21 protein-coding genes are annotated in these 25,113 nt (G+C 65.2%); 13 read left to right on the top strand and 8 right to left on the bottom strand.

Features of this window, described 5'->3' with window-relative positions; all coding sequences use genetic code 11:
- Window positions 1-57: 57 nt before the first annotated feature.
- Window positions 58-873, bottom strand: a complete 816-nt coding sequence (locus B5V03_RS40345; RefSeq protein ID WP_129275964.1) for a 3'(2'),5'-bisphosphate nucleotidase CysQ — start codon at window positions 871-873, stop codon at window positions 58-60.
- Window positions 860-2,251 (bottom strand): TldD/PmbA family protein, encoded by a 1,392-nt coding sequence (locus tag B5V03_RS40340; RefSeq protein WP_129275963.1) that lies wholly within the window; start codon window positions 2,249-2,251, stop codon window positions 860-862. The genes B5V03_RS40345 and B5V03_RS40340 overlap by 14 nt, the downstream gene beginning before the upstream one ends.
- A gap of 263 nt (window positions 2,252-2,514) precedes the next feature.
- Between B5V03_RS40340 and B5V03_RS40335 the strand changes: the two genes are divergently transcribed.
- Window positions 2,515-3,030: a DUF6101 family protein gene (locus B5V03_RS40335; RefSeq protein ID WP_129275962.1), complete on the top strand. Its 516-nt coding sequence runs from the start codon at window positions 2,515-2,517 to the stop codon at window positions 3,028-3,030.
- A 99-nt stretch (window positions 3,031-3,129) separates the two neighbouring features.
- Here the strand turns inward: B5V03_RS40335 and ubiA are convergent, their stop codons facing one another.
- Complete coding sequence (ubiA, locus tag B5V03_RS40330; protein WP_129275961.1) at window positions 3,130-4,062, bottom strand: 4-hydroxybenzoate octaprenyltransferase; 933 nt, start codon at window positions 4,060-4,062, stop codon at window positions 3,130-3,132.
- Window positions 4,059-4,718, bottom strand: a complete 660-nt coding sequence (locus tag B5V03_RS40325; RefSeq protein WP_129275960.1) for a hypothetical protein — start codon at window positions 4,716-4,718, stop codon at window positions 4,059-4,061. The genes ubiA and B5V03_RS40325 overlap by 4 nt, the downstream gene beginning before the upstream one ends.
- Before the next feature lie 212 nt (window positions 4,719-4,930).
- On the opposite strand from B5V03_RS40325, the gene B5V03_RS40320 reads away from it, so the two are divergent.
- The 6 genes from B5V03_RS40320 to B5V03_RS40295 all read left to right on the top strand — a co-directional run bounded on the left by B5V03_RS40320 (window position 4,931) and on the right by B5V03_RS40295 (window position 10,968).
- Window positions 4,931-5,686 carry a 16S rRNA (uracil(1498)-N(3))-methyltransferase gene (locus B5V03_RS40320; RefSeq protein ID WP_129275959.1) on the top strand — a complete coding sequence of 252 codons (756 nt, stop codon included), beginning with the start codon at window positions 4,931-4,933 and terminating at the stop codon, window positions 5,684-5,686.
- A 203-nt stretch (window positions 5,687-5,889) separates the two neighbouring features.
- A complete protein-coding gene (locus tag B5V03_RS40315) occupies window positions 5,890-7,041 on the top strand; it encodes an ATP phosphoribosyltransferase regulatory subunit (protein WP_129275958.1) in 1,152 nt (383 codons plus the stop codon).
- 3 nt (window positions 7,042-7,044) lie between these two features.
- Window positions 7,045-8,022, top strand: coding sequence for an ATP phosphoribosyltransferase (gene hisG / locus B5V03_RS40310; RefSeq protein ID WP_129275957.1), 978 nt, complete (start codon window positions 7,045-7,047; stop codon window positions 8,020-8,022).
- A 100-nt stretch (window positions 8,023-8,122) separates the two neighbouring features.
- The gene (locus B5V03_RS40305; protein WP_129275956.1) at window positions 8,123-9,169 is read left to right on the top strand and encodes a glycosyltransferase family 2 protein; all 1,047 of its coding nucleotides are present in this window, start codon (window positions 8,123-8,125) and stop codon (window positions 9,167-9,169) included.
- Window positions 9,166-10,011: a ChbG/HpnK family deacetylase gene (locus B5V03_RS40300; protein WP_129275955.1), complete on the top strand. Its 846-nt coding sequence runs from the start codon at window positions 9,166-9,168 to the stop codon at window positions 10,009-10,011. The genes B5V03_RS40305 and B5V03_RS40300 overlap by 4 nt, the downstream gene beginning before the upstream one ends.
- A 126-nt stretch (window positions 10,012-10,137) precedes the next feature.
- On the top strand, window positions 10,138-10,968 hold the full coding sequence (locus B5V03_RS40295) for a DUF2076 domain-containing protein (RefSeq protein WP_129275954.1): 831 nt from the start codon (window positions 10,138-10,140) through the stop codon (window positions 10,966-10,968).
- Between the two features lie 72 nt (window positions 10,969-11,040).
- On the opposite strand, the gene B5V03_RS40290 is transcribed toward B5V03_RS40295, so the two are convergent.
- A complete protein-coding gene (locus tag B5V03_RS40290; protein WP_129275953.1) occupies window positions 11,041-11,853 on the bottom strand; it encodes a L,D-transpeptidase in 813 nt (270 codons plus the stop codon).
- Window positions 11,854-12,166: 313 nt separating this feature from the next.
- Here B5V03_RS40290 and B5V03_RS40285 point away from each other — a divergent pair, with 313 nt between their 5' ends.
- The gene (locus B5V03_RS40285) at window positions 12,167-12,952 is read left to right on the top strand and encodes a protein phosphatase CheZ (RefSeq protein WP_164988632.1); all 786 of its coding nucleotides are present in this window, start codon (window positions 12,167-12,169) and stop codon (window positions 12,950-12,952) included.
- Window positions 12,953-13,137: 185 nt separating this feature from the next.
- Here the strand turns inward: B5V03_RS40285 and B5V03_RS40280 are convergent, their stop codons facing one another.
- Window positions 13,138-13,659, bottom strand: coding sequence for a hypothetical protein (locus tag B5V03_RS40280; protein WP_129275951.1), 522 nt, complete (start codon window positions 13,657-13,659; stop codon window positions 13,138-13,140).
- A 330-nt stretch (window positions 13,660-13,989) separates the two neighbouring features.
- Between B5V03_RS40280 and B5V03_RS40275 the strand changes: the two genes are divergently transcribed.
- The 3 genes from B5V03_RS40275 to B5V03_RS40265 all read left to right on the top strand — a co-directional run bounded on the left by B5V03_RS40275 (window position 13,990) and on the right by B5V03_RS40265 (window position 17,388).
- Entirely contained in the window at window positions 13,990-14,286 is a 297-nt protein-coding gene (locus B5V03_RS40275) for a co-chaperone GroES (RefSeq protein WP_129275950.1), read from the top strand.
- Between the two features lie 116 nt (window positions 14,287-14,402).
- Window positions 14,403-16,034, top strand: coding sequence for a chaperonin GroEL (groL, locus tag B5V03_RS40270; RefSeq protein ID WP_129275949.1), 1,632 nt, complete (start codon window positions 14,403-14,405; stop codon window positions 16,032-16,034).
- Between the two features lie 142 nt (window positions 16,035-16,176).
- The gene (locus tag B5V03_RS40265; protein WP_164988631.1) at window positions 16,177-17,388 is read left to right on the top strand and encodes a hypothetical protein; all 1,212 of its coding nucleotides are present in this window, start codon (window positions 16,177-16,179) and stop codon (window positions 17,386-17,388) included.
- 189 nt (window positions 17,389-17,577) lie between these two features.
- Here B5V03_RS40265 and B5V03_RS40260 read toward each other — a convergent pair whose 3' ends face one another.
- A complete protein-coding gene (locus B5V03_RS40260) occupies window positions 17,578-17,976 on the bottom strand; it encodes an META domain-containing protein (protein WP_129275947.1) in 399 nt (132 codons plus the stop codon).
- A gap of 306 nt (window positions 17,977-18,282) precedes the next feature.
- On the opposite strand from B5V03_RS40260, the gene B5V03_RS41975 reads away from it, so the two are divergent.
- Window positions 18,283-21,096 carry an ATP-binding protein gene (locus B5V03_RS41975; protein WP_206736249.1) on the top strand — a complete coding sequence of 938 codons (2,814 nt, stop codon included), beginning with the start codon at window positions 18,283-18,285 and terminating at the stop codon, window positions 21,094-21,096.
- Window positions 21,097-21,196: 100 nt separating this feature from the next.
- On the opposite strand, the gene B5V03_RS40250 is transcribed toward B5V03_RS41975, so the two are convergent.
- Entirely contained in the window at window positions 21,197-22,861 is a 1,665-nt protein-coding gene (locus B5V03_RS40250; protein WP_129275946.1) for an L-lactate permease, read from the bottom strand.
- A 313-nt stretch (window positions 22,862-23,174) separates the two neighbouring features.
- On the opposite strand from B5V03_RS40250, the gene B5V03_RS40245 reads away from it, so the two are divergent.
- Window positions 23,175-24,938 (top strand): ABC transporter ATP-binding protein/permease, encoded by a 1,764-nt coding sequence (locus tag B5V03_RS40245; RefSeq protein ID WP_129275945.1) that lies wholly within the window; start codon window positions 23,175-23,177, stop codon window positions 24,936-24,938.
- Window positions 24,939-25,113: the final 175 nt, after the last annotated feature.

The following is a 25,113-nucleotide window of genomic DNA, read 5'->3' as shown; positions in this document are numbered from 1 at the left end:
TTCTGTTCCTAAAGGGCTGCCCGGCAAAGCAGTGTTCGAGAAGCACGACAAAGGCGCTCAGGCCAAGGGACGGTTTCGAAAATGCGCGACAATGCCCGCATGACGATCGCGCCCCGCTGCCACCAGCACCCCGTGCGTCACTTCCCGGCGGTTATAGAGGATGGGATCTCCGGAGAGGTCGCTCATCCTACCATCCGCTTCCTGCACGATCAAATCGGCGGCCGCAAGGTCCCAATCATGGCTGTTGCCCCCCGCAAAAGCCGCATCCAGCACACCATCGGCGACCCGGCAGAGCCGGAGCGCGAGCGAACCGATTCGCGGGTGCAGCTTGATGTCGCCGCCGGAGGTATTGAGCCGCTCGACCATCGGCTTCGGACCAGCGACCCGGGAGAAGTCGAGCGCGGAGCCGGGCGCCGCCCGCACGGCCTTGCCGTTCAGCGTCGTGCCCTGGCCACGGACTGCAAAGAAGAATTCGTTGGTCGTCGGTGCGAACACCGCGCCCAGCACCGGCGCGGCATCCTCGACCAGCGCGACGCTGACGCACCATTCGTCATGGCCATTGAGATAATTGCGGGTGCCGTCGATGGGATCGACGATCCAGGTCAGCCGCCGCGACAGCCGCGTGGAATCATCGGCACTTTCCTCCGACAGCCAGCCATAGTCGGGCGTGGCGGCGCGCAGCCGCGCTTCGAGCAGATCGTTGACGGCGATGTCGGCTTCCGACACCGGCGAGGACGCGCCCTTGGTCCACTTCTTCAGCTCGGTGCGGAACATCGACTGCGCGAGGCTGCCGGCCTCCCGCACCGTGTTTCTCAGCAGCGCCGCATCACGCGTCAAAATGGTTTCGAGGGAGTGCGCGTCAACGTCCGCCAAGCGTCAAACCCTCGATGCGCACCGTCGGCGCATTGACGCCGTAGCGGAACTCAAGGTTGTTCGCGGGCTGCATCGACTTGAAGATCTCGAACAGATGGCCTGCGATCGTGACTTCGCTGACGGGATAGGTGAGCTCGCCGTTCTCGATCCAGAAGCCGGAGGCGCCGCGGCTGTAGTCGCCGGTGACGCCATTCACGCCCGAGCCGATCAGGTCGGTGACGTAAAAGCCCTGCTTGATGTCGGCGATCAATTCAGCCGGCGTCGGTATGCCCGGTTCGAGGTGCAGATTGTACGGTCCCGGCGACGGCGAGGACGAGACGCCGCGATGGGCGTGACCGGTGGTGGTGAGGCCGAGCTCGCGCGCGGTGGCGCAATCGAGCAGCCAGGTCGTCAGCACGCCCTCGTCGATCAGCGCGATCTTCTTCACCGCCACGCCTTCGGCGTCAAATGTCTGCGAGCGCAGGCCGCGCTTGCGCAGGGGATCGTCGATGATGCGAATGTTTTTCGCGAACAGCTGCTGGCCGAGCTTGTCCTTGAGGAAGCTGGTCTTGCGCGCGATCGAGGCGCCGTTGATGGCGCCGACGACATGGCCGACCAGCGAGCCCGCAACGCGCGGATCGAACACGACGGGCACCTTGCAGGTCTCGACCTTGCGCGGATTGGCGCGTGCCACGGTGCGCTCGCCGGCGGACCGGCCGACCACTTCCGGCGACAGCAGATCAGCACCGTGCGGCGCCGAGGTGAAATCGTAATCACGCTCCATGCCGGTGCCTTCGCCGACAATGGCGGTGGCCGAGATGCCTTGGCTGGAACGCAGGTAAGAACCGTGGAAACCGGTGCTGGTCACGAGCACCATGCCGCCCATGCCTGATGAAGCCGAGGCGCCACCGGATTTGCTCACGCCCTTCACCGCGAGTGCGGCGGCTTCGGCTTCGAGCGCCCGGCGCTCGAGCTCCGAGGTCGCGGGCACGTCGGGGTCGAGCAGGTCGAGATCGGGGAAGTCGCGCGCGAGCAGCGAGGGGTCCGCAAGCCCGACATATTGGTCGTCGGGCGCGACGCGTGCCATCGCGACCGCGCGCTCGGCAAGCTTGGTCACGGCATCACCGCTGGCGTCGTTGGTCGAGACCACCGCCTGGCGCCGGCCGACCAGCACGCGGAGGCCGACATCGTCGCCCTCGGACCGCTCGGATTCCTCGACACGGCCGTCACGCACCTCGACGCCCTGCGAGACGCCGCGCACCGCGACCGCATCGGCCGCATCCGCGCCGGCGCGCTTTGCCGCCTCCACCAGCCGCTGTGCGAGATCGGACAGCGCGGACTGATCGAACAGGTCGGACTTGGCTTTTGGCGAAAGCGTCGAGCTTGGTGAAGGGTTCACAAACGAAATCCTGTTGGGGCGGGTTCGGGACCGGAACCCACAGATGTGCCCGATTGATGCGGACTTCAAGCATTTTCAGCCCGCAGAAGGTTCAGATTCGCGAGACCTGCGCAACGTCTCGTCAATCATGCGCGCCAAGGTCTTGTCAATCATGAGCGGCGGTGACGCGGGGTTAACCAGCCTTTTTAAGCGGTTTTCGGAAAGCGCGCGCTAAGGTCCTCGCATCGACCGGGAACATAATCCTGGCGGGGAGAACTAAAGCCGTGAGGCGTCAAACTGCAACATGTGGGGTCAACCCCACCGGGTCGAGCCGCTCCCTGCGGCTCGACCCTCTTTCCCTTCCGGTCCGCTTCGATGCGCATGATCCGCGCGCCGACGGATACACCAGGCAGATCGAGCTTCATCGCGAACGCGTCGTGCTGCGTCGTGCCGTCCGCGGCATGCAGATGGCGATCAACGTTCGCGTCAGCGACTTCACCGGCGTCGCGCTGCGCGGCAACGACGAGGCGCAGACCCTCGTGCTCGTGCACCGCGATCCCTCACTCTCCGTTCCGCTGCTGGTCAGCGCCGATGGCGACGAGCTCGCCGAGGCCTGGGCTGTCTGGAGCGAGATCTTCGCGCTGCCGCAGCTCGACGAAGGTGCGCGCAAGCCCGCAGCCCGCCGCCGCCGCTGCAACGCCATCCGTGCCCGCCGTCCGAAATTCTTGATGCGCCGCCGCGCCGGTATCGCACGTGAGCTCTCGGTTCATCGCGGGCGCGAGATCATCGCGCGTAATTAAAGGTGCCGTAGGGTGGGTTAGCCGCAGGCGTAACCCACCTCTTCTGTTTCTGTGGATAGGGACAGTGGTGGGTTACGCTTCGCTAACCCACCCTACGAATTACGCCGCCCGCATCACCGCGTCGACCAGCAATCCCGCAAACAGCAACAAGCCCGCATATTTGTTCGAATAGAACAGGCGCTTGCACAATTCCGGATCGTCGATCCGCAAGCGCACGATCTGCGAGGCCAGATGCGCGGCGAAAGCGGCAAGCCCGAGGCAGGCCGGCCAACGTACGTCGCTGGACGCCAACGCAACGCTGATCAGCACCACCGCCAAGCCGTAGAACAGGATCAGCGCCTGGTGCGTATGCGCGCCAAACAGGCGCGCGGTGGACTTGACGCCGATCAGCGCGTCGTCCTCGGCGTCCTGATGCGCATAGATGGTGTCATAGCCGATCACCCAGGCGATCGACCCGGCATAGAGCACCAGCGCGGTGACGTCGATCCGCCCGAAGGTGACGACAAAGCCCATCAGCGCGCCCCATGAGAAGGCGAGGCCGAGGAAGACCTGCGGCCACCAGGTGACGCGCTTCATGAAGGGATAAATCGCGACGACCACGAGCGAGGCGATGCCGGTCACGACGGCAAAGCGGTTGAACTGGAGCAGCACCACGAGGCCGACCAGCGCCAGCGCGACCAGGAAGGCCAGCGCCTGCGTCACGGTGATTTGCCCCGCGGGCAGCGGCCGCGAGCGGGTGCGCTCGACCCTGGCGTCGAGGTCGCGGTCGGTGATGTCGTTCCAGGCGCAGCCCGCCCCGCGCATCGCGAAGGCGCCAATGAAGAACAGGACAATGGTGAGCGGCAGGCGGCGGACGTCGTGCGCAATGCCAGCGGCAAGCGCCGCCGACCACCAGCATGGCATCAGGAGCAGCCAAGAGCCGATCGGACGATCGAAGCGCGACAATCGCAGATAAGGCCGCGCCCATTGCGGCGCGCGCGTATCGACCCAGTTGCCGGTGGAATCGGCAACGCGGGCGGATGTGTCGCTCATCGGGTGAGGACGTTGCCGTTGAGCGTGTCGAAGGTGCTGCCGCCCTTTTTCCCGGCATTGGCCTCAGGCGCCGAGCCCGACCCCAGCACCTCGCTCAGCGAGGGACCTGCCGGTCGCGCCTGCTGCTGCTGCATCTGCTGCGCAACGTTGCAGACCTTGGCCTGCGTGGCCTCGGTGTTCTTGTGGCTGGCCTGCAACTGGTCGCCGACCTGCGGCGGAATTCCGCATTTGGCGGAATTGGCCTGGACATATTTCATCATCTTGAATTCGGCCTGGCTGTAATTCTTGAACAGCTTGCAGGCTTCGTCCGGCGTGGCGTGACGATCGCTCGCGGCCTTGATCATCTTGCCGCGTTTTTCGGCCTCTTCGCGCAGCGGCACGAACGCCTTCATGCACTCCTCGCCGGGACCGGCCTGCGTCGGCGGAGCGGCGCTGAAAGCGCCGGCGCCGCCCATGGGCGCGGCGCCGTTCACGGGGAAGGACCCTTGCGGCGCCGTGCCGACGGAAGCCGTCGGCGCCGAGCCGTTCACGGGCGGGAACGCCGAACTGGGCGAGGTCTGGCCCGGCAGCGGCGCAGGGAAACCCTGGGCATAGGCGCCCGCGGCACCCATGGTGACCATGGCGGCAGTGATCGGAACCATCAAATGACGGATCATCAAGATAGTCTCTCCGGCAGGAGCTTACGGGGTTCGGCGTCTTCCCAATTTGAAGCGCAACCAGCGTGTTCGCGATTTTACGATTCCCGCCGGCGCTTAACAACCCGTCGAATAGGGCAAGAGCGCGGCGCGGAGACGCACCAATTCGGTGATATTTACCCCCAAAAGTACCGGTTTGGGTTAAGAACGGCCGCAAATCGGACCTTTGAACGATGCCCTCCCACGATTTTCGCGCCCCCCGCCTGTTTATCGATGCCCCCCTGGCCCAGGACGCCAGGGTCGCGCTCGACCGTGACCAGAGCAATTATCTCGGCAATGTGCTGCGGCTTGCCGCCGGGGCCGAGGTTTTGGCCTTCAACGGCCGCGACGGGGAGTGGCAGGCCGCGATCGAGGGCCGCAAGCGGCCGGATGGCCTCGTCATCCTCCAGCAGACCCGGCCCCAGGACCGGCTGGCGGACCTCACCTACGTCTTCGCCCCGCTCAAGCATGCCCGGCTCGACTACATGGTCCAGAAAGCCATCGAGATGGGCGCCGCGACGCTTCAGCCGGTCCTCACCCGGTTCACCCAGGCCTCCCGGGTCAACACCGAGCGGATGCGCGCCAATGTCGTGGAGGCGGCGGAGCAATGCGGAATCCTCAGCATCGCCGCGGTGGCCGAGCCGGTGCCGCTGGACCGGTACCTCAGCCAGCGCGCCGCGGGCCGCCTGCTCATCTTCTGCGATGAGGCGGCAGAGGTGCAAAACCCCATTCAGAGCCTGCAAAGCGCCCACGAGGCGCTCCAAGGTATCGACGTGCTGATCGGCCCCGAAGGCGGCTTTGCCGAGGAAGAGCGGGCACTGCTGCTGCGGCAGCCGAAAATCCTTCGGCTGGCTCTCGGCCCCCGGATCATGCGGGCCGACACGGCGGCGGTGGCGGCGCTGGCGCTGGTCCAGGCGGTGCTCGGCGATTGGGGCGGCGAGAGCGGCTAGGCCGCTCTCCCAAACCCCTTGCCTATTCCCCGCGCTGCGGGCGGTACACGACCGAGTCAATGCTCCCCCACGTCCAAGGCCGTTAAGCGATTGATCCTTTGGAGGTCGAAACCGCTTTCGGGCCATGCTAAGGGCTGCGCCAATTCGCTTGCCTCCCCTTGCCCTTGCCCTGCCCGGCTTTACCGGGCCGATGGACCCCTGAGATGACCGCGACTGCCACCTCAAATGCTGCCGGCTCCGCCGCCTGGGCGGATACGCTGCTGTTGTCGTTCGCGCAGGCGGGCTATGTCAGGGCCGAACCCGCGATCCTGCAACCGGCCGAGCCGTTCCTCGACCTCTCCGGTGAGGACATCCGCAAGAGCCTCTATCTGACGACGGATCTGTCCGGCGAAGAGCTGTGCCTGCGCCCCGACCTGACCATTCCGGTCGCGCGCGATTATCTGGCCTCGGGCCGCGCCGGCCTGCCGGCCGGGTTCAGCTATTTGGGTCCGGTGTTTCGTTACCGCAGCGGCCAGGCCAGCGAATTTCTTCAGGCCGGCATCGAGTCGTTCGGTCGCCAGGACCGCGCCGCGGCCGATGCCGAGATGCTGGCGCTGGCGCTGGAGGCGACCGCGGCCTTCGGCGTCCGCGATGTCGAGATCCGCACCGGCGACGTCGCGCTGTTCAACGCGCTGCTCGATGCGCTCGATCTCTATCCAGTGTGGCGCCGCCGTCTGGTCAAGGATTTCAACCGCAAGATCAGCCTGGAAAAAGATCTGGAGAAGCTGGCGGCCGCGACCACCGCGACCCGCAGCGAATATGAGGGCGTGCTGGCTGCGCTCGCCGGCTCCGACCGCAAGGCGGCGCTCGCCTTCGTCACCGATCTGATGTCGATCGCCGGCACCACCAATGTCGGGGGACGCACCACGGCCGAAATCGCCGATCGCTTCCTTGAGCAGTCGACGCTGAAGGGCGGCGCGCTGCCGCGCGAGGCGATCGCCGTGCTCAAGCGCTTCCTGTCGATCGCAGGCAGTCCCGACGACGCCATCGCCGACTTGCGCGCCCTCACCAAGGACGCAAAGCTCGACCTCGCTGCTGCCATCGACCAGTTCGAGAGCCGGGTCGGCTTCATGGCGGCTCGCGGCATCGACGTGAAGGCGACGCGCTTCTCGACCGCGTTCGGGCGCGGCCTCGATTATTACACCGGCTTCGAATTCGAGCTGCATCACCGCGGCAACGGCGCTGAGCCGCTGGTTGCCGGCGGCCGCTATGACGGGCTGATGACCCAGCTCGGCTCCGTCGAGCCGATCCCCGCGGTCGGTTTCTCGGTGTGGGTGGACGCGCTGACCAAGATCGGCCGCAAGGTGGGAGCTTAAGTCATGAGCGCGCCATTCGTTCTGGCCGTTCCCTCCAAGGGCCGCCTCCAGGAAAACACCGAAGCCTTCTTCGCCCGGGCCGGGCTGAAGCTGTCGAAAGCCGGCGGTGCCCGCGACTATCGCGGCACGCTCGCAGGCCTCGACAATGTCGAGGTCGCCTATCTCTCGGCCAGCGAAATCGCCTCGCAACTGTCCCGCGGTCTGGCGCATCTCGGCGTCACCGGCGAAGACCTGGTGCGCGAGAACATCGCGGATGCCGACACGCGCGTGTCGCTGATCGAAGGGCTCGGCTTCGGCTATGCCGACGTCGTCGTCGCGGTGCCGCAGGCGTGGATCGACGTCCGCACCATGGCCGACCTCGACGACGTCACCACCGGCTTCCGCGAGCAGCACCACATGCGGATGCGGGTCGCGACCAAGTTCATCAACCTCACCCGCGCCTTCTTCCAGAACCAGGGCATCACCGATTACCGCATTGTCGAAAGCACGGGCGCGACCGAAGGAGCGCCCGCGGCCGGCAGCGCCGAGCTGATCGTCGACATCACCACCACCGGCGCGACGCTCGCCGCCAACGGATTGCGGGTGCTCGATGACGGCGTGATCCTGCGCAGCCAGGCCAATCTGGTCGCGTCGAAGGACGCCGACTGGTCGCCGGAGGCACGCGAGACGGCGCGCGTGATCCTCGATCACATCGCGGCACGAGCACGGGCCAACAAATACCGTGAGGTCCGGACCCGCTTCCGGCAGTGCGACGCCGCCCTGCTCGGCGAAGCCCACAGCCGCTTCGGCGTCGAAACCCCGTTCGGCGGGCCGACCTCGTCGGGCATGCTCACGCTGCACTGCCCGCCCGGGCAGCTTTATGCGCTGGCGAGCTTCCTGCGCGAGCATGGCGCCGAGACCGTCTCGGTGGTTTCGCTCGACTATGTATTCGACCGGGAGAACCCGCTGTTCGCCAGGCTCGAGGCCTTCCTGCGGCAGTGAGCCCAAAGTTTGTTGAGCGGTTTCGTTCAGCGTAGCGACAGCAAAGGGCAGCTACCATATGCTGTTGAGATGACTTTGAACGCCTCTGGAACCTTGATCGATGACGCTGGGCTCTGACGTTTCCGGCATGACAGCCACCGCGGCGAGCGCCGCCGCGAAGGGACTGTCGATTGTCGTCCCCGTCTATAACGAGGCGGCGGGCCTCGACGGCCTGCACCAGCGCATCTGCGATCTCGCAAAGACCTTGCGGCAGCGCTATCGCCTCGCTTGCGAGGTCGTCTATGTCGACGACGGCAGCGCGGATGCGACGCTGTCGATTGCCCGTTCGCTGCCGGCCGACGCGGTCGACGTCCAGGTGGTGTCGCTGTCGCGCAATTTCGGCAAGGAGGCCGCGCTGATGGCCGGGCTCGATCACGCCCGGCTCGGCGCTGTCATGTTCATGGACGGCGACGGCCAGCATCCGCCTGATCTGGTCGAGCAGCTGGTGCGGCACTGGATCGATGACGGCTACGACGTCGTCTATACCGCCAAGGCGCATCGCGACAACGAGCCCTTCCTGCGCCGCGTCGCCGTGCACGGCTTCTACGCGCTGATCAATTGGGGGGCGCGCCAGAAGATCCCCGAGGACGCCGGCGACTTCCGCCTGCTGTCGCCGCGCGCGGTCGCAGCACTCAGGCAGTTGCCGGAGCGCAACCGCTTCTTCAAGGGTCTCGCCAGCTGGATCGGCTTCCGCCAGATCCGCGTCGATTACGAGCCCGCGCCGCGCACCCATGGTGTGACGACCTTCAGCGCCGCGCGTCTGCTTGGCCTTTCGATCGAAGGCGTCACCTCGTTCTCGGTGGCGCCGCTGCGCTTTGCCAGCCTGCTCGGCGTGATCCTCGCCGGTGGCGCGTTCCTGTTCGGCCTCTCGATCCTGTGGGAGGTCTGGACCACCGGCAAGCAGGTGCCCGGCTATCCCTCGCTCGTGATCGGCCTGATGACGATCGGCGGCGTGCAGCTCATCATGATCGGTATCGTCGGCGAATATATCGGCAAGATCCTGTCCGAGCTGAAGGCGCGCCCGATCTATTTCGTCGCCGAGCACAGTGAAAAGCGCTTCGAGACCGACAAGGCGGACGACGCCGCGAAGAGGACGGCGGCCGAATGAGCGCGGCGACGGCGCCGCGACGAATCTGGCTCTGCGCCGATGATTATGGCATCAGCCCGGGCGTCAACCGCGCCATCCGTGACCTGATCGAACGCGGCCGCCTCAACGCCACCTCGGTGATGATGGTGGGACCCACGATCGAGCGTGCGGAGGTCGAGGCGCTTCAGGCCTCGGCGAAGACAAGCGCGCGCTGTGCGATCGGCTTGCATGTGACGATGTCGGCGCCGTTCCGGCCGCTCACCATGCATTTCCGCCCGCTCGACGGCGACATGTTCATGCCGTTTCCAAAACTGCTGCGCGCGGGACTGATGCGGCGGCTCGACCGCGAGTTCTTTCGCAACGAGGTGAAGGCGCAACTGGCGGCCTTCGTGGAAGCGTTCGGGCGCCCGCCTGATTTCGTCGACGGCCATCAGCATGTGCAGCTCTATCCGCAGGTGCGCGACGGCTTTGTCGATGCGGTCGGCGAAGTCGCGCCAAAAGCCTGGGTCCGCCAGGGCGGCCGCGACCTGCCGCTGGCACAGCGGCTGGCCTCACCAAAGGCCATGGTGCTCGATATCCTCAGCGCGCAATTCCGCCGCCGCGCGGGCAGCGCCGGCCTCAGCTTCAATTCCGGCTTCGCCGGCGCCTATGATTTTACGCGCACGACCGACTTCGGCGAGCTGATGCGGCAATTCCTGGACGGCCTGCCTGACGGCGGCCTTGTGATGTGCCATCCCGGCTTCGTCGACGACATCCTCACCGGCCTCGATCCGATGACCGACGTCCGCGAACGCGAGCATGCTTATCTTGCCGGAGACGCCTTTGCGCAGCTGCTGGCGGACAGCAACGTGACATTGGGGTGAAACCGGCGAAAAGCCGGCCGCGAGGCAGCTTGTCGCATACCGAAATTTAATCCGGCCGGCACTGTTGGGGCCACAATGGAACCCTACATCCTGTGCGCGCTTGGTTTTGCGCAGAGGAGACAGATCATGACGCCGCAGGAACGCCAACTCGTCGACGAGCTTTTCGACCGGCTTTCGAAACTGGAAAATGCACCGCGCGATCCCGACGCGATCGCCGCGATCTCCGACGGCCTGCGCAAGGCCCCCGGCGCAATTTACGCGCTGGTGCAGACCACCCTGTTGCAGGACGAAGCGCTGAAACGCGCCCATAACCGCATCCAGGAGCTGGAAGCGGCACAGGCGCCCGAGCAGGCGCAGTCCGGCGGCTTCCTGGATACCATGCGCGACACCCTATTCGGCGGAAGCCCGTCACGCGGTTCGGTTCCGAACGTGCCGCCGCGCGACGCGCGGCCGGTGTGGAACACCGGCCAGGCGATGCCGCAGCCGCAGCCGGGTTACGGCCAGCCGCCATACGGACAGGCTTATGGTCAAGGCCCGGGTCCGGGCCAAGCTCCGGGTTATGGCGCCCCGCCGGTCGGCGGCGGCGGCTCGTTCCTCGGTACGGCAGCGGCGGCCGCGGCCGGCGTCGTCGGCGGCTCGCTGCTGCTCTCCAGCATCCGCGGCATGATGGGCGGCTCGCACCAGCAGGCTTTTGGCGACACCAATTCCCTGGGCGGCGATCGCAGTCCTTGGGGCGGCAGCGACCAGTCCGGCGGCTCGCTCGCACGCGATGCCGGCCTCAACGACATCGGCTCGAACCGCGATTCCCGCCAGGGCTTCCTCGACCAGGGCTCGAACGACCGCGACAACAACAACGATCAGAATTACGGCGACGACGATCACGACAACGGCAATGTGGACGTGGCCGACGACAGCGATTTCGGCGGCGACGACGATGGCGGCAGCGATTACGCGTAAGGCTGCTCGATAGCGCACCGAACAAAAACGGCCGCCCGCGAGGCGGCCGTTTTCATGTCGGGCGTCAGATCATCACATCACCACGACCCTGGTGCCGACATTGACACGGCCATAGAGGTCGATGACGTCCTCGTTGCGCATGCGGATGCAGCCGGAGGAGACGTTGGTGCCGATGGTCCAGGGCTCGTTGGAGCCGTGGATGCGGTAGAGCGTCGAGCCCAGATACATCGCGCGCGCGCCGAGCGGGTTTTCCGGGCCGCCTTCCATGTGCCGGGGCAGGTCGGGCCGGCGCGCGATCATTTCCGCCGGCGGGGTCCAGTCCGGCCATTCGCGCTTGGACGTGATCGACTTGACGCCGGACCAGGTGAAACCCGGGCGGCCGACGCCGATGCCGTAGCGCATCGCGCGGCCGTTGCCCTCGACGAGATAGAGGAACTTGTTGGGCGTATCGACCACGATGGTGCCGGCACTTTCCTTGCCGCTATAGTCAACAGATTGTTTCTCGAATCTCGGATCGAACGGACGCTGCCGCGGGTCGACCGCTTCCTGCTGAACCGCACCTTGTTGATATCCACCCTGCATCTGCGGCTCGCCCATCGGCGGCAGGCGGCGCTGGTCGTAATAGCCGGGCTGCTGCTGATAGACCGGCTGCTGCGGCGCATAGGCCGGACCGCGGCCGGGGCCGTCACCGAACAGGAATTCGATGAAGCCGCCGCCCATTTGCGCATTGGAGGCGACGCGCACCGGTGCCGGCGGCACCTGCGGCTGGTAGAGCACCGCAGGCGGATCGTTCGGCACGGTATTGTCGAAGGCGCTGGCGCTGCCCGCGCCGGCCATGAAGGTGCAAGCGCTGCCGAGCAGCGCAACAGACATTTTCTTGAACATCGACGTACTCTGTACTGTTTCGTCTAGTTGCATGCGCCGTCGAACGCGATGACTGATCCGCGCCCTCGACGTGGTCAATAAAAAGCAAAAGCCGTTTCGTTTGGTAAACGGAGGCCGCGTTTCGATTCACCACGTCGCGAGCGGGGCCGCAATTTGGCGATCAGCGTTTATTTTCGATGAACGCCGCAAGCTCATGGTTAATCGCTTCTTTGCGCGCCGTCGCGCATGGCAATGCGCAACAGTTCCTCTGTGAACCTCGTGTTAAATTGCTTCTGCCTACAAAGACGCGTGAGTGAGGTGGGGGGAGTTCCTGATGGCTATTCACCGCAAACGTTTTCGTGTCGAAGAGGCTATTGTCGGCGAGATGCCCAGCCCCGAAATGATTGAGGAGGCGGCGCCGATGCACGGCGAGATCATGGCCGAGCTGCGCGCGATCCGCGCCCAGATGGCGAAGGGCATCACCGCTGCGCCCTTGTCCGGCAGCGCGGCCATGGCGGCGATCGACGCCTCCACGGCCCACGAGCTCTCCGAAGCTCGCACCATGCTCGATACCTACCGGGCGCAGATCGAGCAGTGCGAAAAGCTGAAGGTCGAGCTCGACCTCATCCACGACGCCATCGACCGCACCAAGCGCGAGATCGCGACGCTGCACGGCAAGAGCTTCGACGGCGGCGAGATGGCCAAGGTCAATGGCGAGCTCGGCGCGGTCGTCGGCGGCACCGAGCAGGCCACCCAGCAAATTCTCGAAGCGGCCGAGTCGATCGACCAGGCGGCCAGCGCGATGTCCAAGGTGCAATCGGCTGACCAGCAGAAGCGTCTCGCCGACGACATCCAGGAACGCGTCATCTCGATCTTCGAAGCCTGCAATTTCCAGGACCTGACCGGCCAGCGCATCAGCAAGGTGATGGGCACGATGAAGTTCATCGAGCAGCACATCAATGCGATGATGGAGATCTGGGGCGGCGTCGACGCGATCAAGGCCCATGTACCCGCGCCAGCCGACACCCGCACCGAGGACGAGAAGCTGCTCAATGGTCCGAAGCTTAACGGCGACGTCGGCCACGCCTCGCAGGACGACATCGACGCGCTGTTCGACTGATCGGACGCGGCGGACGGAAAAAACAAAACGCCGGCGCAAGCCGGCGCTTTTTGTTTTTGAGCCCCCTCCGCTGTCATCGTCCGCGAAGGCGGACGATCCAGTATTCCAGAGACAGCGAGGCTAGAACCGAGAAGCCGCGGCGTACTGGATGCCCCGCCTTCGCGGGGCATGACGGAGGAGAGAGATCACGCCCTTGGCGCGCAGCGGACGTAGACCATGTTGCCGTAGCGGGTGGCGGCGTCCTTGTCGATGAAGCGGGTGATCATGACACGGCCGTCGAAGGAGACGATCTCGCGGTCCTGGTCGCCGGGGGTCGGACCGGCCGGCCCGATATAGTTCTTGCCGCTGGGCGAACCCTTCAGCCGCAACTCCTGCGGCGTCGCCTGGTCGGCGAGATGCATGACCACGCCGCCGGAGGTACCGGCGCCGATCACGTAGGGATTCTTGCACTGCTCGCGCGCCATCTTCTCGGTGCGGGGGCGGTCGGCCGGGTTCTGGAACGAGGCAAGGCCCCAGCGGCCGACGATCTCGTCGGCGCGGATGCTTGCCGGCATTTCCGGGCCGGTGCCGGGCTCGGCCTCGGGCGGCGGCGAAGACGACGAGAAGGACGGCAGGCTCAAGCCGCCGCCACAGGCGCCAAGCAGCAGCGCCAGGCAAGAGGCGGCGGCCAGATTGGCAACCGTGCGTGCGTGAGCTGAACTGATCATGACATTCCCCCGAGCAAACCGCCCCCCAAACAAGACCTCGACCACATCCCTCCTGCAGCCAAGCGCAAAACCGCTGTCGGAGCAATGACGTCCTTTATACGCCAGCGCGACCAATAAGTTTCTGTAGACACAATCCTATATCCGCCTCACCAATCGCTTAACCACCTTTGCTTGACAGGATCGCGGCCAAGCCATATTTCCGGGCGCACTATTAGCACTCGGAAAGCCCGATTGCTAAGCGCGCCGTTCGATCCTCGGGAAGAGGCTGGACGGAAGCGCCGCCCCACCCACTTCCGCTACTTCCGAAGCGAGCCTCCAAAGGGAAACGTCATGGCTAAATCCAAATTTCGTCCGCTGCATGACCGTGTCGTGGTCAAACGTATCGACGCCGAGGAAAAGACCAAGGGCGGCATCATCATTCCGGACAGCGCCAAGGAAAAGCCGTCCCAGGGCGAAATCGTCGCCGTCGGCCCCGGCGGCCGTGACGAGGCGGGCAAGCTGATCCCGATCGACCTCAAGGTCGGCGACCGCGTGCTGTTCGGCAAATGGTCGGGCACCGAGGTCAAGATCGACAACGAAGATCTCCTGATCATGAAAGAGTCGGACATCATGGGCGTTCTGGCCTAAGGCCATCCGCCTGAACGGCCGCTGAATGTCATGCCCGGATCGACCGATCCGGGCATCCATCATTCCGCCGCAGATCACGAAACAAGACACATCACGACACAACAGGGATTGCTGAAATGGCTGCCAAAGACGTCAAGTTTTCCGGAGACGCGCGCGATCGCATGCTGCGCGGCGTCGACATTCTCGCCAACGCCGTCAAGGTGACGCTCGGCCCGAAGGGCCGCAATGTCCTGATCGAGAAGTCGTTCGGCGCGCCCCGCATCACCAAGGACGGCGTCACCGTCGCCAAGGAGATCGAGCTCGACGACAAGTTCGAGAACATGGGCGCGCAGATGGTGCGTGAGGTCGCCTCCAAGACCAACGACCTCGCCGGCGACGGCACCACCACCGCGACCGTGCTGGCCCAGGCCATCGTGCGCGAAGGCGCCAAGGCGGTTGCCGCCGGCATGAACCCGATGGATCTCAAGCGCGGCATCGACACCGCGGTTGCGGCGGTCGTCAAGGACATCGAAAAGCGCGCCAAGCCGGTCGCCGCCTCCTCCGAGGTCGCCCAGGTCGGCACCATCTCGTCCAACGGCGACACCGCCATCGGCAAGATGATCGCCCAGGCGATGCAGAAGGTCGGCAACGAGGGCGTCATCACCGTCGAGGAAAACAAGTCGCTCGACACCGAGGTCGACATCGTCGAGGGCATGAAGTTCGACCGCGGCTATCTCAGCCCCTACTTCGTCACCAACCCCGAGAAGATGACCGCCGAGCTCGAGGACGCCTACATCCTCCTGCACGAGAAGAAGCTGTCCGGCCTGCAGGCCATGCTGCCGGTGCTGGAAGCCGTGGTGCAGTCGGGCAAGCCGCTCCTCATCATCGCCGAGGACGTCGAGGGCGAGGCGCTGGCCACCCTGGTCGTCAACCGCCTGCGTGGCGGCCTCAAGGTCGCCGCCGTCAAGGCGCCGGGCTTCGGCGATCGCCGCAAGGCCATGCTCGAGGACCTCGCGATCCTCACCGGCGGCCAGCTCATCTCCGAAGACCTCGGCATGAAGCTCGAGAACGTCACGGTGAAGATGCTGGGACGTGCCGGCAAGGTCGTGATCGACAAGGAGAACACCACGATCGTCAAGGGCGCCGGCAAGAAGCCGGAGATCGAGTCCCGCGTCGGCCAGATCAAGGCCCAGATCGAGGAGACCACCTCGGACTACGACCGTGAGAAGCTCCAGGAGCGTCTCGCCAAGCTCGCCGGCGGCGTCGCGGTGATCCGCGTCGGCGGCGCCACCGAGATCGAGGTCAAGGAGAAGAAGGACCGCGTCGAGGACGCGCTCAACGCCACCCGCGCCGCGGTGCAGGAAGGCATCGTCCCCGGCGGCGGCGTCACGCTTCTGCGCGCCAAGAAGGCGGTCGGCCGTCTCACCAACGCCAATGCCGACGTGCAGGCCGGCATCAACATCGTGCTGAAGGCGCTGGAAGCTCCGATCCGCCAGATCTCGGAGAATGCCGGCGTGGAAGGCTCGATCGTGGTCGGCAGGATCCTGGAGAACAAGTCCGAGACCTTCGGCTTCGACGCCCAGACCGAAGACTATGTCGACATGATCGAGAAGGGCATCATCGATCCCGCCAAGGTGGTCCGCACCGCACTCCAGGACGCCGCCTCCGTAGCCGGCCTGCTGGTGACCACCGAAGCCATGGTCGCCGAGGCGCCGAAGAAGGAAGCCGCGCCCGCGATGCCCGCCGGCGGCGGCATGGGCGGCTTCTGAAGGCCATCCGCTCCATATCAGTGTTGCGAAGGCCGCCTCCGGGCGGCCTTTTTTTTTGCCGACCTGCCCCTCGGCTTTCCAATTCAACCGGCGGCCAAAACCCATTACGGTGGCGGCCGATTCGATTGCGCGAGGATTTCATATGCGTGCGCTTCTGGTTTGTTCGACTGCACTTTTGGCGGCTCTGCTCGCCGTCTCGCCTGACGTCGCATCCGCCCAGATGAAGCTGTCGCCGAAGGCCACGGCGCCGGGCGGCACCGAGACGCGCTATTTCACCTCGATCGACGGGTTGATGGACGGCAATGCCGACGTGATCCTGAAGGAGACGCGGCAGGGCAAGACGGTGACGGCGGCGGTGCTCGACGTCTGCTATCCCGTCGCGAAGAATTCCGACCGCAAGGACCGCTTCGTCGTCAATCTCCAGGTCTCGGGCCAGAACATGACGGGCACGACGCAGAGCCTTGGCGAGAAGGCGCCCGTCAGCGTCAAGCTGCTGCGCAAACAGGCCGGGGACAATTTCGAATTCCGCGGCCAGATCAGCATCGGCCAGACCGTCACCGAGGTCACCTCGCCCGACAATTCGGACCTCAGTGAAAAAGAGTTTCAGGACAACCAGACCTCCGACGACGGCATCACGCCACAGCCGAAGGATTTCACCGACGTCTCGCCCGAGGCGATCGCGGTGAAGGTCAAGCTGGATGCGGCGACCGAGTTCCTGAAGAGCCTGAAGGGCCAGGAGGTCGAGATGACGCTGTCGAGCCTTAGCATCGGCTGCGACGCGCTGCGCGCCGGCGAGCAGACCATCAACATGTCGGTCGATCCGGAGCGCGCAGGCTCCCTGCTCGCAAAATTCAAGGCGATGCCGGGCGTCACCGCCGCGGGCTGGACCGCCGGAATGACCGAGATGGACCGCACCATCCGCTTTGCCGCAGCCGACTGGCGCGACGGCGACAAGACCAACCGCGACAAGCTCGCGACCGCCGTTGCCGGCGTGCTGAGCAGGACGCTCGCGGCAAAGCCGGTCTCGCAAAGCTTCAACCCCGCCACCGGCAAGCTCAAGCTCGTCTTCAAGCGGCCGAACAAGGATTTCCCTGCGCTCGATCTCACCGACACAATCGAGGTCGCAGGCCTGATCTCGCCCGACAAGCCGGGTGCCACCGACAAGCTGATGCTCTGGATCGGCATCCCCGCAACCACGACCGCCGATGAGAGCAGCGGCGCCAAGCTCAACCTCTCGGACGAAGCTGCGGCCGATGAGGAAGGCGACCAGCCCGACGACAACGGCTCGCTCGAGGCGCTCACCAAGGAGCTGAAGGGCCAGCGCTGGGACGCGGATAAGTCGGTTTGGAAGTAGGCTGAGGTCTCGTGCCCCGGACGCCATAAGCGCGTTTACGCGCGTCTTCGACGCGCTACGGCGCGAAGCGCTGCGAGCCGGGGCCCAGAGGCCGCATGCGAATCCGCCGATAGAATGCTGGGTCCCGGCCCTGCGGAGCGTCACTTCGTGCCGCACCGCGTCCGGGACACGCGAGCACTGCTGCCGATGCTAATTCCCGGTGGAGCGAAAGCGGAGCGGCTTGGGGCCTACAAGCGTGAGCACATCGCCCTGGCGCTTCCAGGTCTCGACACTGCTCAGCGCTGCGACGAGTTCGTCATCGGCCTGGGCCCTCGCCTGCGGGCAGGAACGGTCCTGAATCTGGCCGGGGACGAAGATCACGGTGTTGCCGGCGACCGAGAACTGGCCCTTGCCGCCCTTGCACCAGAGCTCCAGCACGACCTCGCCATTGTCGCCGATCTCGATGTTCGGGATCCGCTTCGAGCCCGGCTGCGGCAGCGCCTCCAGCGTCATCTCGGTGCCGAAGGGGAAACCGTCCTCCGCGCGCGCGAGCGTGGACACCGCGAGCATTGCGACCGCCAAACACACCATCTGCCTTGGCAAAACCATGAGACCTCTCGACCGTCCTTGTGGGCAGCACCTTCTATAAGACGGCGATGGCGTTGAACAGGTTCGTCGGTTCGTGGCGTCGCGCCTGGATTCGGCCAGCCGGCACGAACGCCCCTGACTTGTCTTCGGATCCAGCGGGAACCGTTCGCTATACCATTTGAAGCCACCGTGTTAGCCTGACGTTGTGTCACCCATGTCCGACACTCCTGATTGAGCAGAACGGGGCGAATGAAGCACCCGGTTCTTGATGTTGCGATGACCGCGCCGCGACCGCAGGGCGGACGCTTTCCATTGCGGAGCCGCCTGATGATGCTGGTCGTTGCCAGCGTTATTCCCCTCGTGGGATTCACGCTGGTGCGTGAATATCTGGACTACCAGAAGGCGGTGACAAGCTCGGGCCAAAAGACATTGGAGCTGACGCGCAGCCTGTCGCTGGCCGTGGAGAAGGAGCTGCAGGCACGCATTGCCGTCCTTCAGGTCCTCGCGCTCTCACGGCCGCTGCGCGACGGTGACCTCGAAGGTTTCCGTGCCCAGGCCGATGCCGTGGTGGCACAGCAGTTTCCCGGCTCGAACATCCTGCTTCTGAGGGACGACGGACAACAGATATTCAACACCCTGCTGCCGCAGGGCGCACCCCTTCCGGCCCGGAAGAATCTGGAGACGATCAAGGCCGTATTCGCGACCGGCCGGCCTGCAGTTTCCGACACTTTTGTCGGCCTTGTGTCACGTCGCTACGTGATTGCCATTGACGTACCGGTTCGGCGTGCCGATGGCACCATCTCCCATGTGTTGTCGGTCAATCCGCAAATCGACGCGTTTGACCAGGTCATCAGGAGTCAGCGCCTCCCTGAAAGCTGGCTGATTTCCATATTCGACCGGCAAGGAGCCAACGTCGCACGCAACCTGAATCCCGAGCGGTTCATCGGCCAAAAGGCTGTGCCGTTGTTGCGCGAGCGGATGCTGAGCAAGCCTGAGGACATCTTCGAGACGACCTCACGCGAGGGCATCAGGGTGCTGACCGCATTCACTCGCGTCGAGCCGTTCGGCTGGACGGTGGCCATGGGCGTACCTGTCGCCGAGTTGACCGCGCCGGCCATCAACGCCGCACTGCGAACGCTGGTCGCAGGCGGCGCCGTGCTCTCGCTCGGTCTGGTCCTTGCTGCAGTCTTGACGCGCCAGATCACCGGCCCGATGGCCATGTTGCGCCATCTCGCCACCGCCGCGAATCGACGCGAAATCCTGAATCCGCCCGCCACCGGACTGAACGAGGCCGACGAGGTCGTGCAGGCGTTGTACTTGTCCGAGATGGCCCGCCGGCAGAGCGAGCAGGAGGTTCGCGACCGCAGCGACGAGCTCGAGTCCACGAACAGGGCATTGGAAGCTGAAGTTGACGTCCGCCAGAAGGCCGAGCAGAAGGCCCGGGCCCAACTCGGGCACCTCTATCTGTTGCACCAGATCACCCGCGCGATCGGCGAGCGGCAGGACCTCAACAGTATTTTCCAGGTCGTCGTCCGGAGTCTCGAGGATCAGTTGCCGGTGGATTTCACCTGCCTGTGCTTTCACGACGCGGTCGACCACACGCTGACGGTGAGGCGGGTCGGGATCAAGAGCAGCGCGCTCGCGCTCGAACTGGCAATGCCCGAACGGGCGCGCATCGACATCGACGAGAACGGACTGTCGCGTTGCGTGCTGGGTCAATTGGTCCACGAGCCGGATATCGGGCAATCGACGGCCCCCTTCCCACAGCGGCTGGCGCAAGGCGGCCTGCGCTCGGTGGTGCTGGCTCCGCTGCAAGTCGAGAGCCGGGTGTTCGGCGTGCTGGTCGCCGCACGCGCGTCCGCGCAGGGCTTCAGCAGCGGGGAATGCGAATTCCTCCGCCAGCTCAGCGAGCACGTCGCGCTGGCCGTGCACCAGGCGCAGCTCTATGGCGCCCTGCAACAGGCCTATCAGGACCTGCAGCAGACCCAGCAGGCGGTGATGCAGCAGGAACGCCTGCGCGCGCTCGGACAGATGGCGAGCGGGATTGCCCACGATATCAACAACGCGCTCTCGCCCGTGGCACTCTACACGCAATCGCTGCTCGAAACGGAGCCCGACCTCAGCGTGCGCGCGCGGGGATATATCGAGACCATCCAGCGCGCGATCGAGGACGTCGCCCAGACCGTGGCCCGGATGCGGGAGTTCTATCGGCAGCGCGAGCCGCAATTGGAACTGGTGGCGGTTCACCTCAACCCGCTCGTGCAGCAGGTCATCGACCTGACGCGGGCTCGGTGGAACGACACGCCGCAGCAGCGCGGCGTCGTCATTGCCCTGCGTACCGAGCTGGCCGTCGACGCGCCGCCGATCGCGGGCGTCGAAAGCGAAATCCGCGAGGCGCTCACCAACCTGATCTTCAACGCCGTCGATGCGCTGCCGAACGGCGGCACGCTGACGCTGCGGACACGGCTCGTCCGCGAGGACAGCGGACCGGGCGAGATCCTGCTCGAGGTCAGTGACGATGGCGTCGGCATGGACGAGGAGACCCGGCGGCGCTGTCAGGAGCCGTTCTTCACCACCAAGGGCGAGCGCGGCACCGGCCTCGGGTTGGCGATGGTCTATGGCGTCGCCAGACGCCACGGTGCCGAGGTCGACATCGTCAGTGCGGTCGGGACGGGAACCACAGTGGGCCTGAGCTTCCCGATCCCGGACAAGACCGCGACGACGACGGCCGCGCCCGACGCACGGCCGGCGATGCCCCCGCGGCTGCGCCTGCTCCTGATCGACGACGATCCGCTGCTGCTCAAATCGCTGCGGGACACGCTCGAAGCCGACGGCCATGTCATCGTCACGGCCAACGATGGCGGCGCCGGAATCGAGGCGTTCCGGGCCGCGTGCGACCGCGGCGAGACCTTCGCAGCAGTCATCACCGATCTCGGCATGCCGAACATCGACGGACGCAGGGTCGCAACCGCCGTCAAGAACGCGTCACCGGCGACGCCGGTGATCATGCTGACCGGCTGGGGCAAGCGCCTGATCTCCGACGACGAGATCCCACCCCATGTCGATCATCTCCTCAGCAAGCCGCCGAAGCTTCGGGAATTGCGTGAGACGCTGGCAGCGTGCTGCGGCCCCGCACGGTGAGTGAAGAGAGGCGCACTCGAGCCGGGCGGCAATCCACCCGAAACGCAAATCCCCGCGAGCAGGCGGCCCGCGGGGATCATTCGTTGTGGCCGGATCGCGGCTACTTCAGGACCATCGCCGTGAACGGCCAGACATAGGCCTGCAACGTCACGAACAGGCCGACCAGGGAGGCCAGCACGATCGAGTGCCAGAACACGAAGCGCAGGATCGTGCCTTCATGGCCGTACCAGTTGGTGGCAGTGGAGGCGACGACGATCGATTGCGCATCGATCATCTTGCCCATCACGCCGCCGGACGAGTTGGCCGCCGCCATCAGGATCGGCGACAGGCCGAGCTGCTCGGACGTGATCTTCTGCAGATTGCCGAACAGGATGTTCGAGGCGGTATCCGATCCCGTCAACGCCACGCCCAACCAGCCGAGCAGCGTGCCGAAGAAAGGATAGAGCACGCCGGTTGCCGCGAAGGCGAGACCGAGCGTTGCGTCGACACCCGAGAGCCGGGTGAGCGTGCCGATGGCAAGCATCGCCGAGATCGTGATCAGCGAGATCGCGCAGAGCCGGACAGTGCGGCCGTATTCCACAATCATCCTCGCCGGCGAAAAACCGGCCAAAGCCGCGGAAATGATTGCCGCGATCAGCATGCCCGTGCCGGTGAACGACAGATAGGTGAATGCGAACACCGCGCCCTCGGGCGTCGGCTTCGCCGCCACCGGCGGTACCTTGTTGATCATGTTGTGCAGCTCGGGAACGGGATAGTTCACGGTGAAGATCGAGTTCGCCCAGGTCTTGAACGCACCGTTGCCCCAGATCAGCATGACGACGCAGACGATGATCCACGGCAGCAAGGCGGTCCAGAGTTCGCGTTGCGTGAGCGGAGTTCTGTCCATCGCCGCCGGCTTGGTCATGGTCGCGGCCGATTCATCCCTGCCGCGCAGCGCCGGCGACAGCCAGAGCTGCTTCGGCTGCCAGACCCTGAGGAACAGGATCAGACAACCCATCGAGATCAGCGAAGCGCCGATATCGACGATCCAGGGATTGATGTAGTTCGAGATCACGAATTGCGGGACCGCGAACGTTACACCGGTGACGAGGATCGCCGGCCAGACATCCTTCATGCCCTTCCAGCCCGCGAACGCCCACACCACCCAGAATGGCACGATCAGCGAGAAGATCGGCAATTGCCGTCCGACCATCGCGCCGAGGATGTAGGGATCGAGCCCGGTGACGGAAGCAAGGCCCTGGATCGGCGTGCCGAGCGCGCCATAAGCAACCGGCGCGGTGTTGGCGATCAGCGACAGACCGGAAGCCGCGAGCGGCGAGAAGCCAAGCCCGATCAGGACGGAGCCCGTGATGGCGACCGGCGTACCGAAGCCGGAGGCGCCTTCAAAGAAGGCGCCGAAGGAGAACGCAATCAGCAATAGCTGCAGGCGCCGATCCTCCGTGACGCCGCCGACCGCGCGTTTCAATAACTCGAATTGGCCTGTCGCAACCGTGATCTGATAGAGGAAGATCACGTTCAACACGATCCAGCCGATCGGGAAGAAGCCGGCGACGACGCCGAGCGCCGAGGCGCGAATCGACATGTTTGCCGGCATGGTGAAGATGAAGATTGCGATCAGGTTGGTCAGGATCACGGCGATGATGGCGGCGATATGCGCCTTCACGCGGCCGCTCGCGATCAGGACCAGCAGTGTGACGACAGGCACCGCCGCGGCGATGGTCGACAGCACCGCGCTGTGCAGCGGGTCATAGACTTGATTCCACATGGTCTTCCTCCCCCACGCATGTGTGTGGCAGGCGGCCCGCGTGGACAGCCGGACCTGCTTGGCGTTGGAAGCGATAACCCCCGAGTTGGACGCGAATTCCTCGCGAATGCGGCGGTTCCCGCCTGCTCACAAGCTCGCGAAATCCTGGAGGCCCCCACCCCACGCCGTTACGCCCATGCTAGGGTTGCAGGCCGCGACAAGCCAACGCAAATTGCAGAACTTGCGACTTTAGTCTAAGCGCGGCCATTTTCGCCATTGCCGCAAGCCTTTGGCTTCAGGCAATTGTGCACATCCCCTCAGGAGACAGAGCTCTGTGAAGAACATCAGCGCCACGCTCGCGATCGTCTGGCGAATCGCCATTCCCTATTTCCGATCGGAGGACAAATGGGCCGGCCGCGGCCTGCTCGGCGCCGTCATCGCGATCGAGCTGGCGCTGGTCGCGATCGACGTGCTGGTGAACCAGTGGCAGAACCGGTTCTACAGCGCGCTTCAGAACAGCGATTGGGACGCCTTCGTCACGCAGATCTGGATCTTCATCGCGCTCGCCTTCACCTATATCGCGCTGGCGGTCTACAAGCTGTATCTGAACCAATGGCTCCAGATCCGCTGGCGGCAATGGCTGACCCGGCATTATCTCGGCGAATGGCTTGCGGGCGCCACGCATTACCGCATGCAGCTCAAGGGCGACGCGGCCGACAACCCGGACCAGCGCATCACCGAAGACGTCAAGAACTTCGTCGAACAGACCCTGACCATCGGGCTCGGACTGCTCTCCTCGATCGTGACGCTATTCTCCTTCGCGCTGATCCTCTGGGGCCTCTCCAACGCCGCGCCGCTGCACCTGTTCGGCACCGACCTGATGATCCCCGGCTATCTGTGCTGGGGCGCGCTGATCTACGCGGTCTTCGGCACCGCGCTGACGCACTGGATTGGCGCCCCGCTGGTCAACCTCAATTTCGAGCAGCAGCGCTATGAAGCCGACTTCCGCTTCAACCTCGTTCGCGTCCGCGAGAATTCCGAGCAGATCGCCCTGCTGAAGGGCGAAGGCGCCGAACGCGGGCGCCTGCTGGATCGCTTCGGCCTCGTGATCGGCAATTGGTACGCGATCATGAGCCGGACCAAGCGCCTCACGATGTTCACGGCGAGCTATCAGCAGGCTGCCGTGATCTTTCCCTATGTGCTGGTGGCGCCGGCCTTCTTCGCCAAGAAGATCCAGCTCGGCGACATGATGCAGACGGCATCGGCCTTCTCGAGCGTGCAGGGCGCGCTGTCGTTCTTCGTGGTGGCCTACCGGTCGCTGGCGGAATGGCGCTCGATCGTCGCGCGTCTCGACGGCTTCGAGATGTCGGTCGATACGGCGGCAAACCTGCCGGCGCATGAGGCGACGATCGAACTCAAGGCGGCCGGCGGCAGCCGCAATATCGGCCTCGATAAGCTCTGCGTGTATCTCCCCAACGGCACCCCGCTGGTCGCAGCCGACGGCTTCGCCATCCAGGCGCCGGAGCGGGTGCTGGTGACCGGTCCATCCGGCTCCGGCAAGTCGACGCTGTTCCGCGCCATCGCCGGCATCTGGCCGTTCGGCACCGGCACCATCGTCATCCCTGCGCAGGCAAAGCTGATGATGCTGCCGCAACGCCCGTATTTCCCGGTCGGCGCGCTGGGTGACGCCGTGATCTATCCCGCAGCACCCGGCGCGTTCCAGGCGCCCCGGATCCGGGACGCGGTAATCGCGGTCGGCCTGCCCGACCTCGCCGAACGGCTCAACGAGGACGGCCATTGGAACCGGGTGCTGTCGCTTGGCGAGCAGCAGCGCCTGGGGCTTGCCCGCGCGCTGCTGCATGTCCCGGACTATCTGTTCCTTGATGAGGCCACGGCGTCGCTGGACGAGCCGTCCGAGGCCCGGCTGTACCGTCTGCTGGCGGAGAAGCTGCCGCAGGCCACCATCGTCTCGATCGGTCACCGCTCGACGCTGGACGCCTTCCACACCCGCAAGGTCGCGATGGTGAAGGATGGCGCGATCCACGTTCTCGGCAAGGACGATGCCTCGGCCGAGAAGGAGCCGACCGCGGCACGCTGAGGCGTAAAGGAGCGGCTGAGGGCTATCACGTTCGAGAGGACCGGTTGGCAACCTCCTCGCGGACCTCGAGACAGCGTCCAATTGGGGCCTCGTCATTGCGACGAGCTCTTGCGACGAAGCAATCCAGACTGCCTCCACGGATGCATTTCTGGATTGCTTCGCGGAGCTTGTCATC

The organism is Bradyrhizobium betae, assembly GCF_004123905.1.
Lineage (GTDB): Bacteria > Pseudomonadota > Alphaproteobacteria > Rhizobiales > Xanthobacteraceae > Bradyrhizobium > Bradyrhizobium betae_A.
Note: the sequence above shows the minus strand (reverse complement) of the source record. Positions and strands in the feature narration are given on the sequence as shown.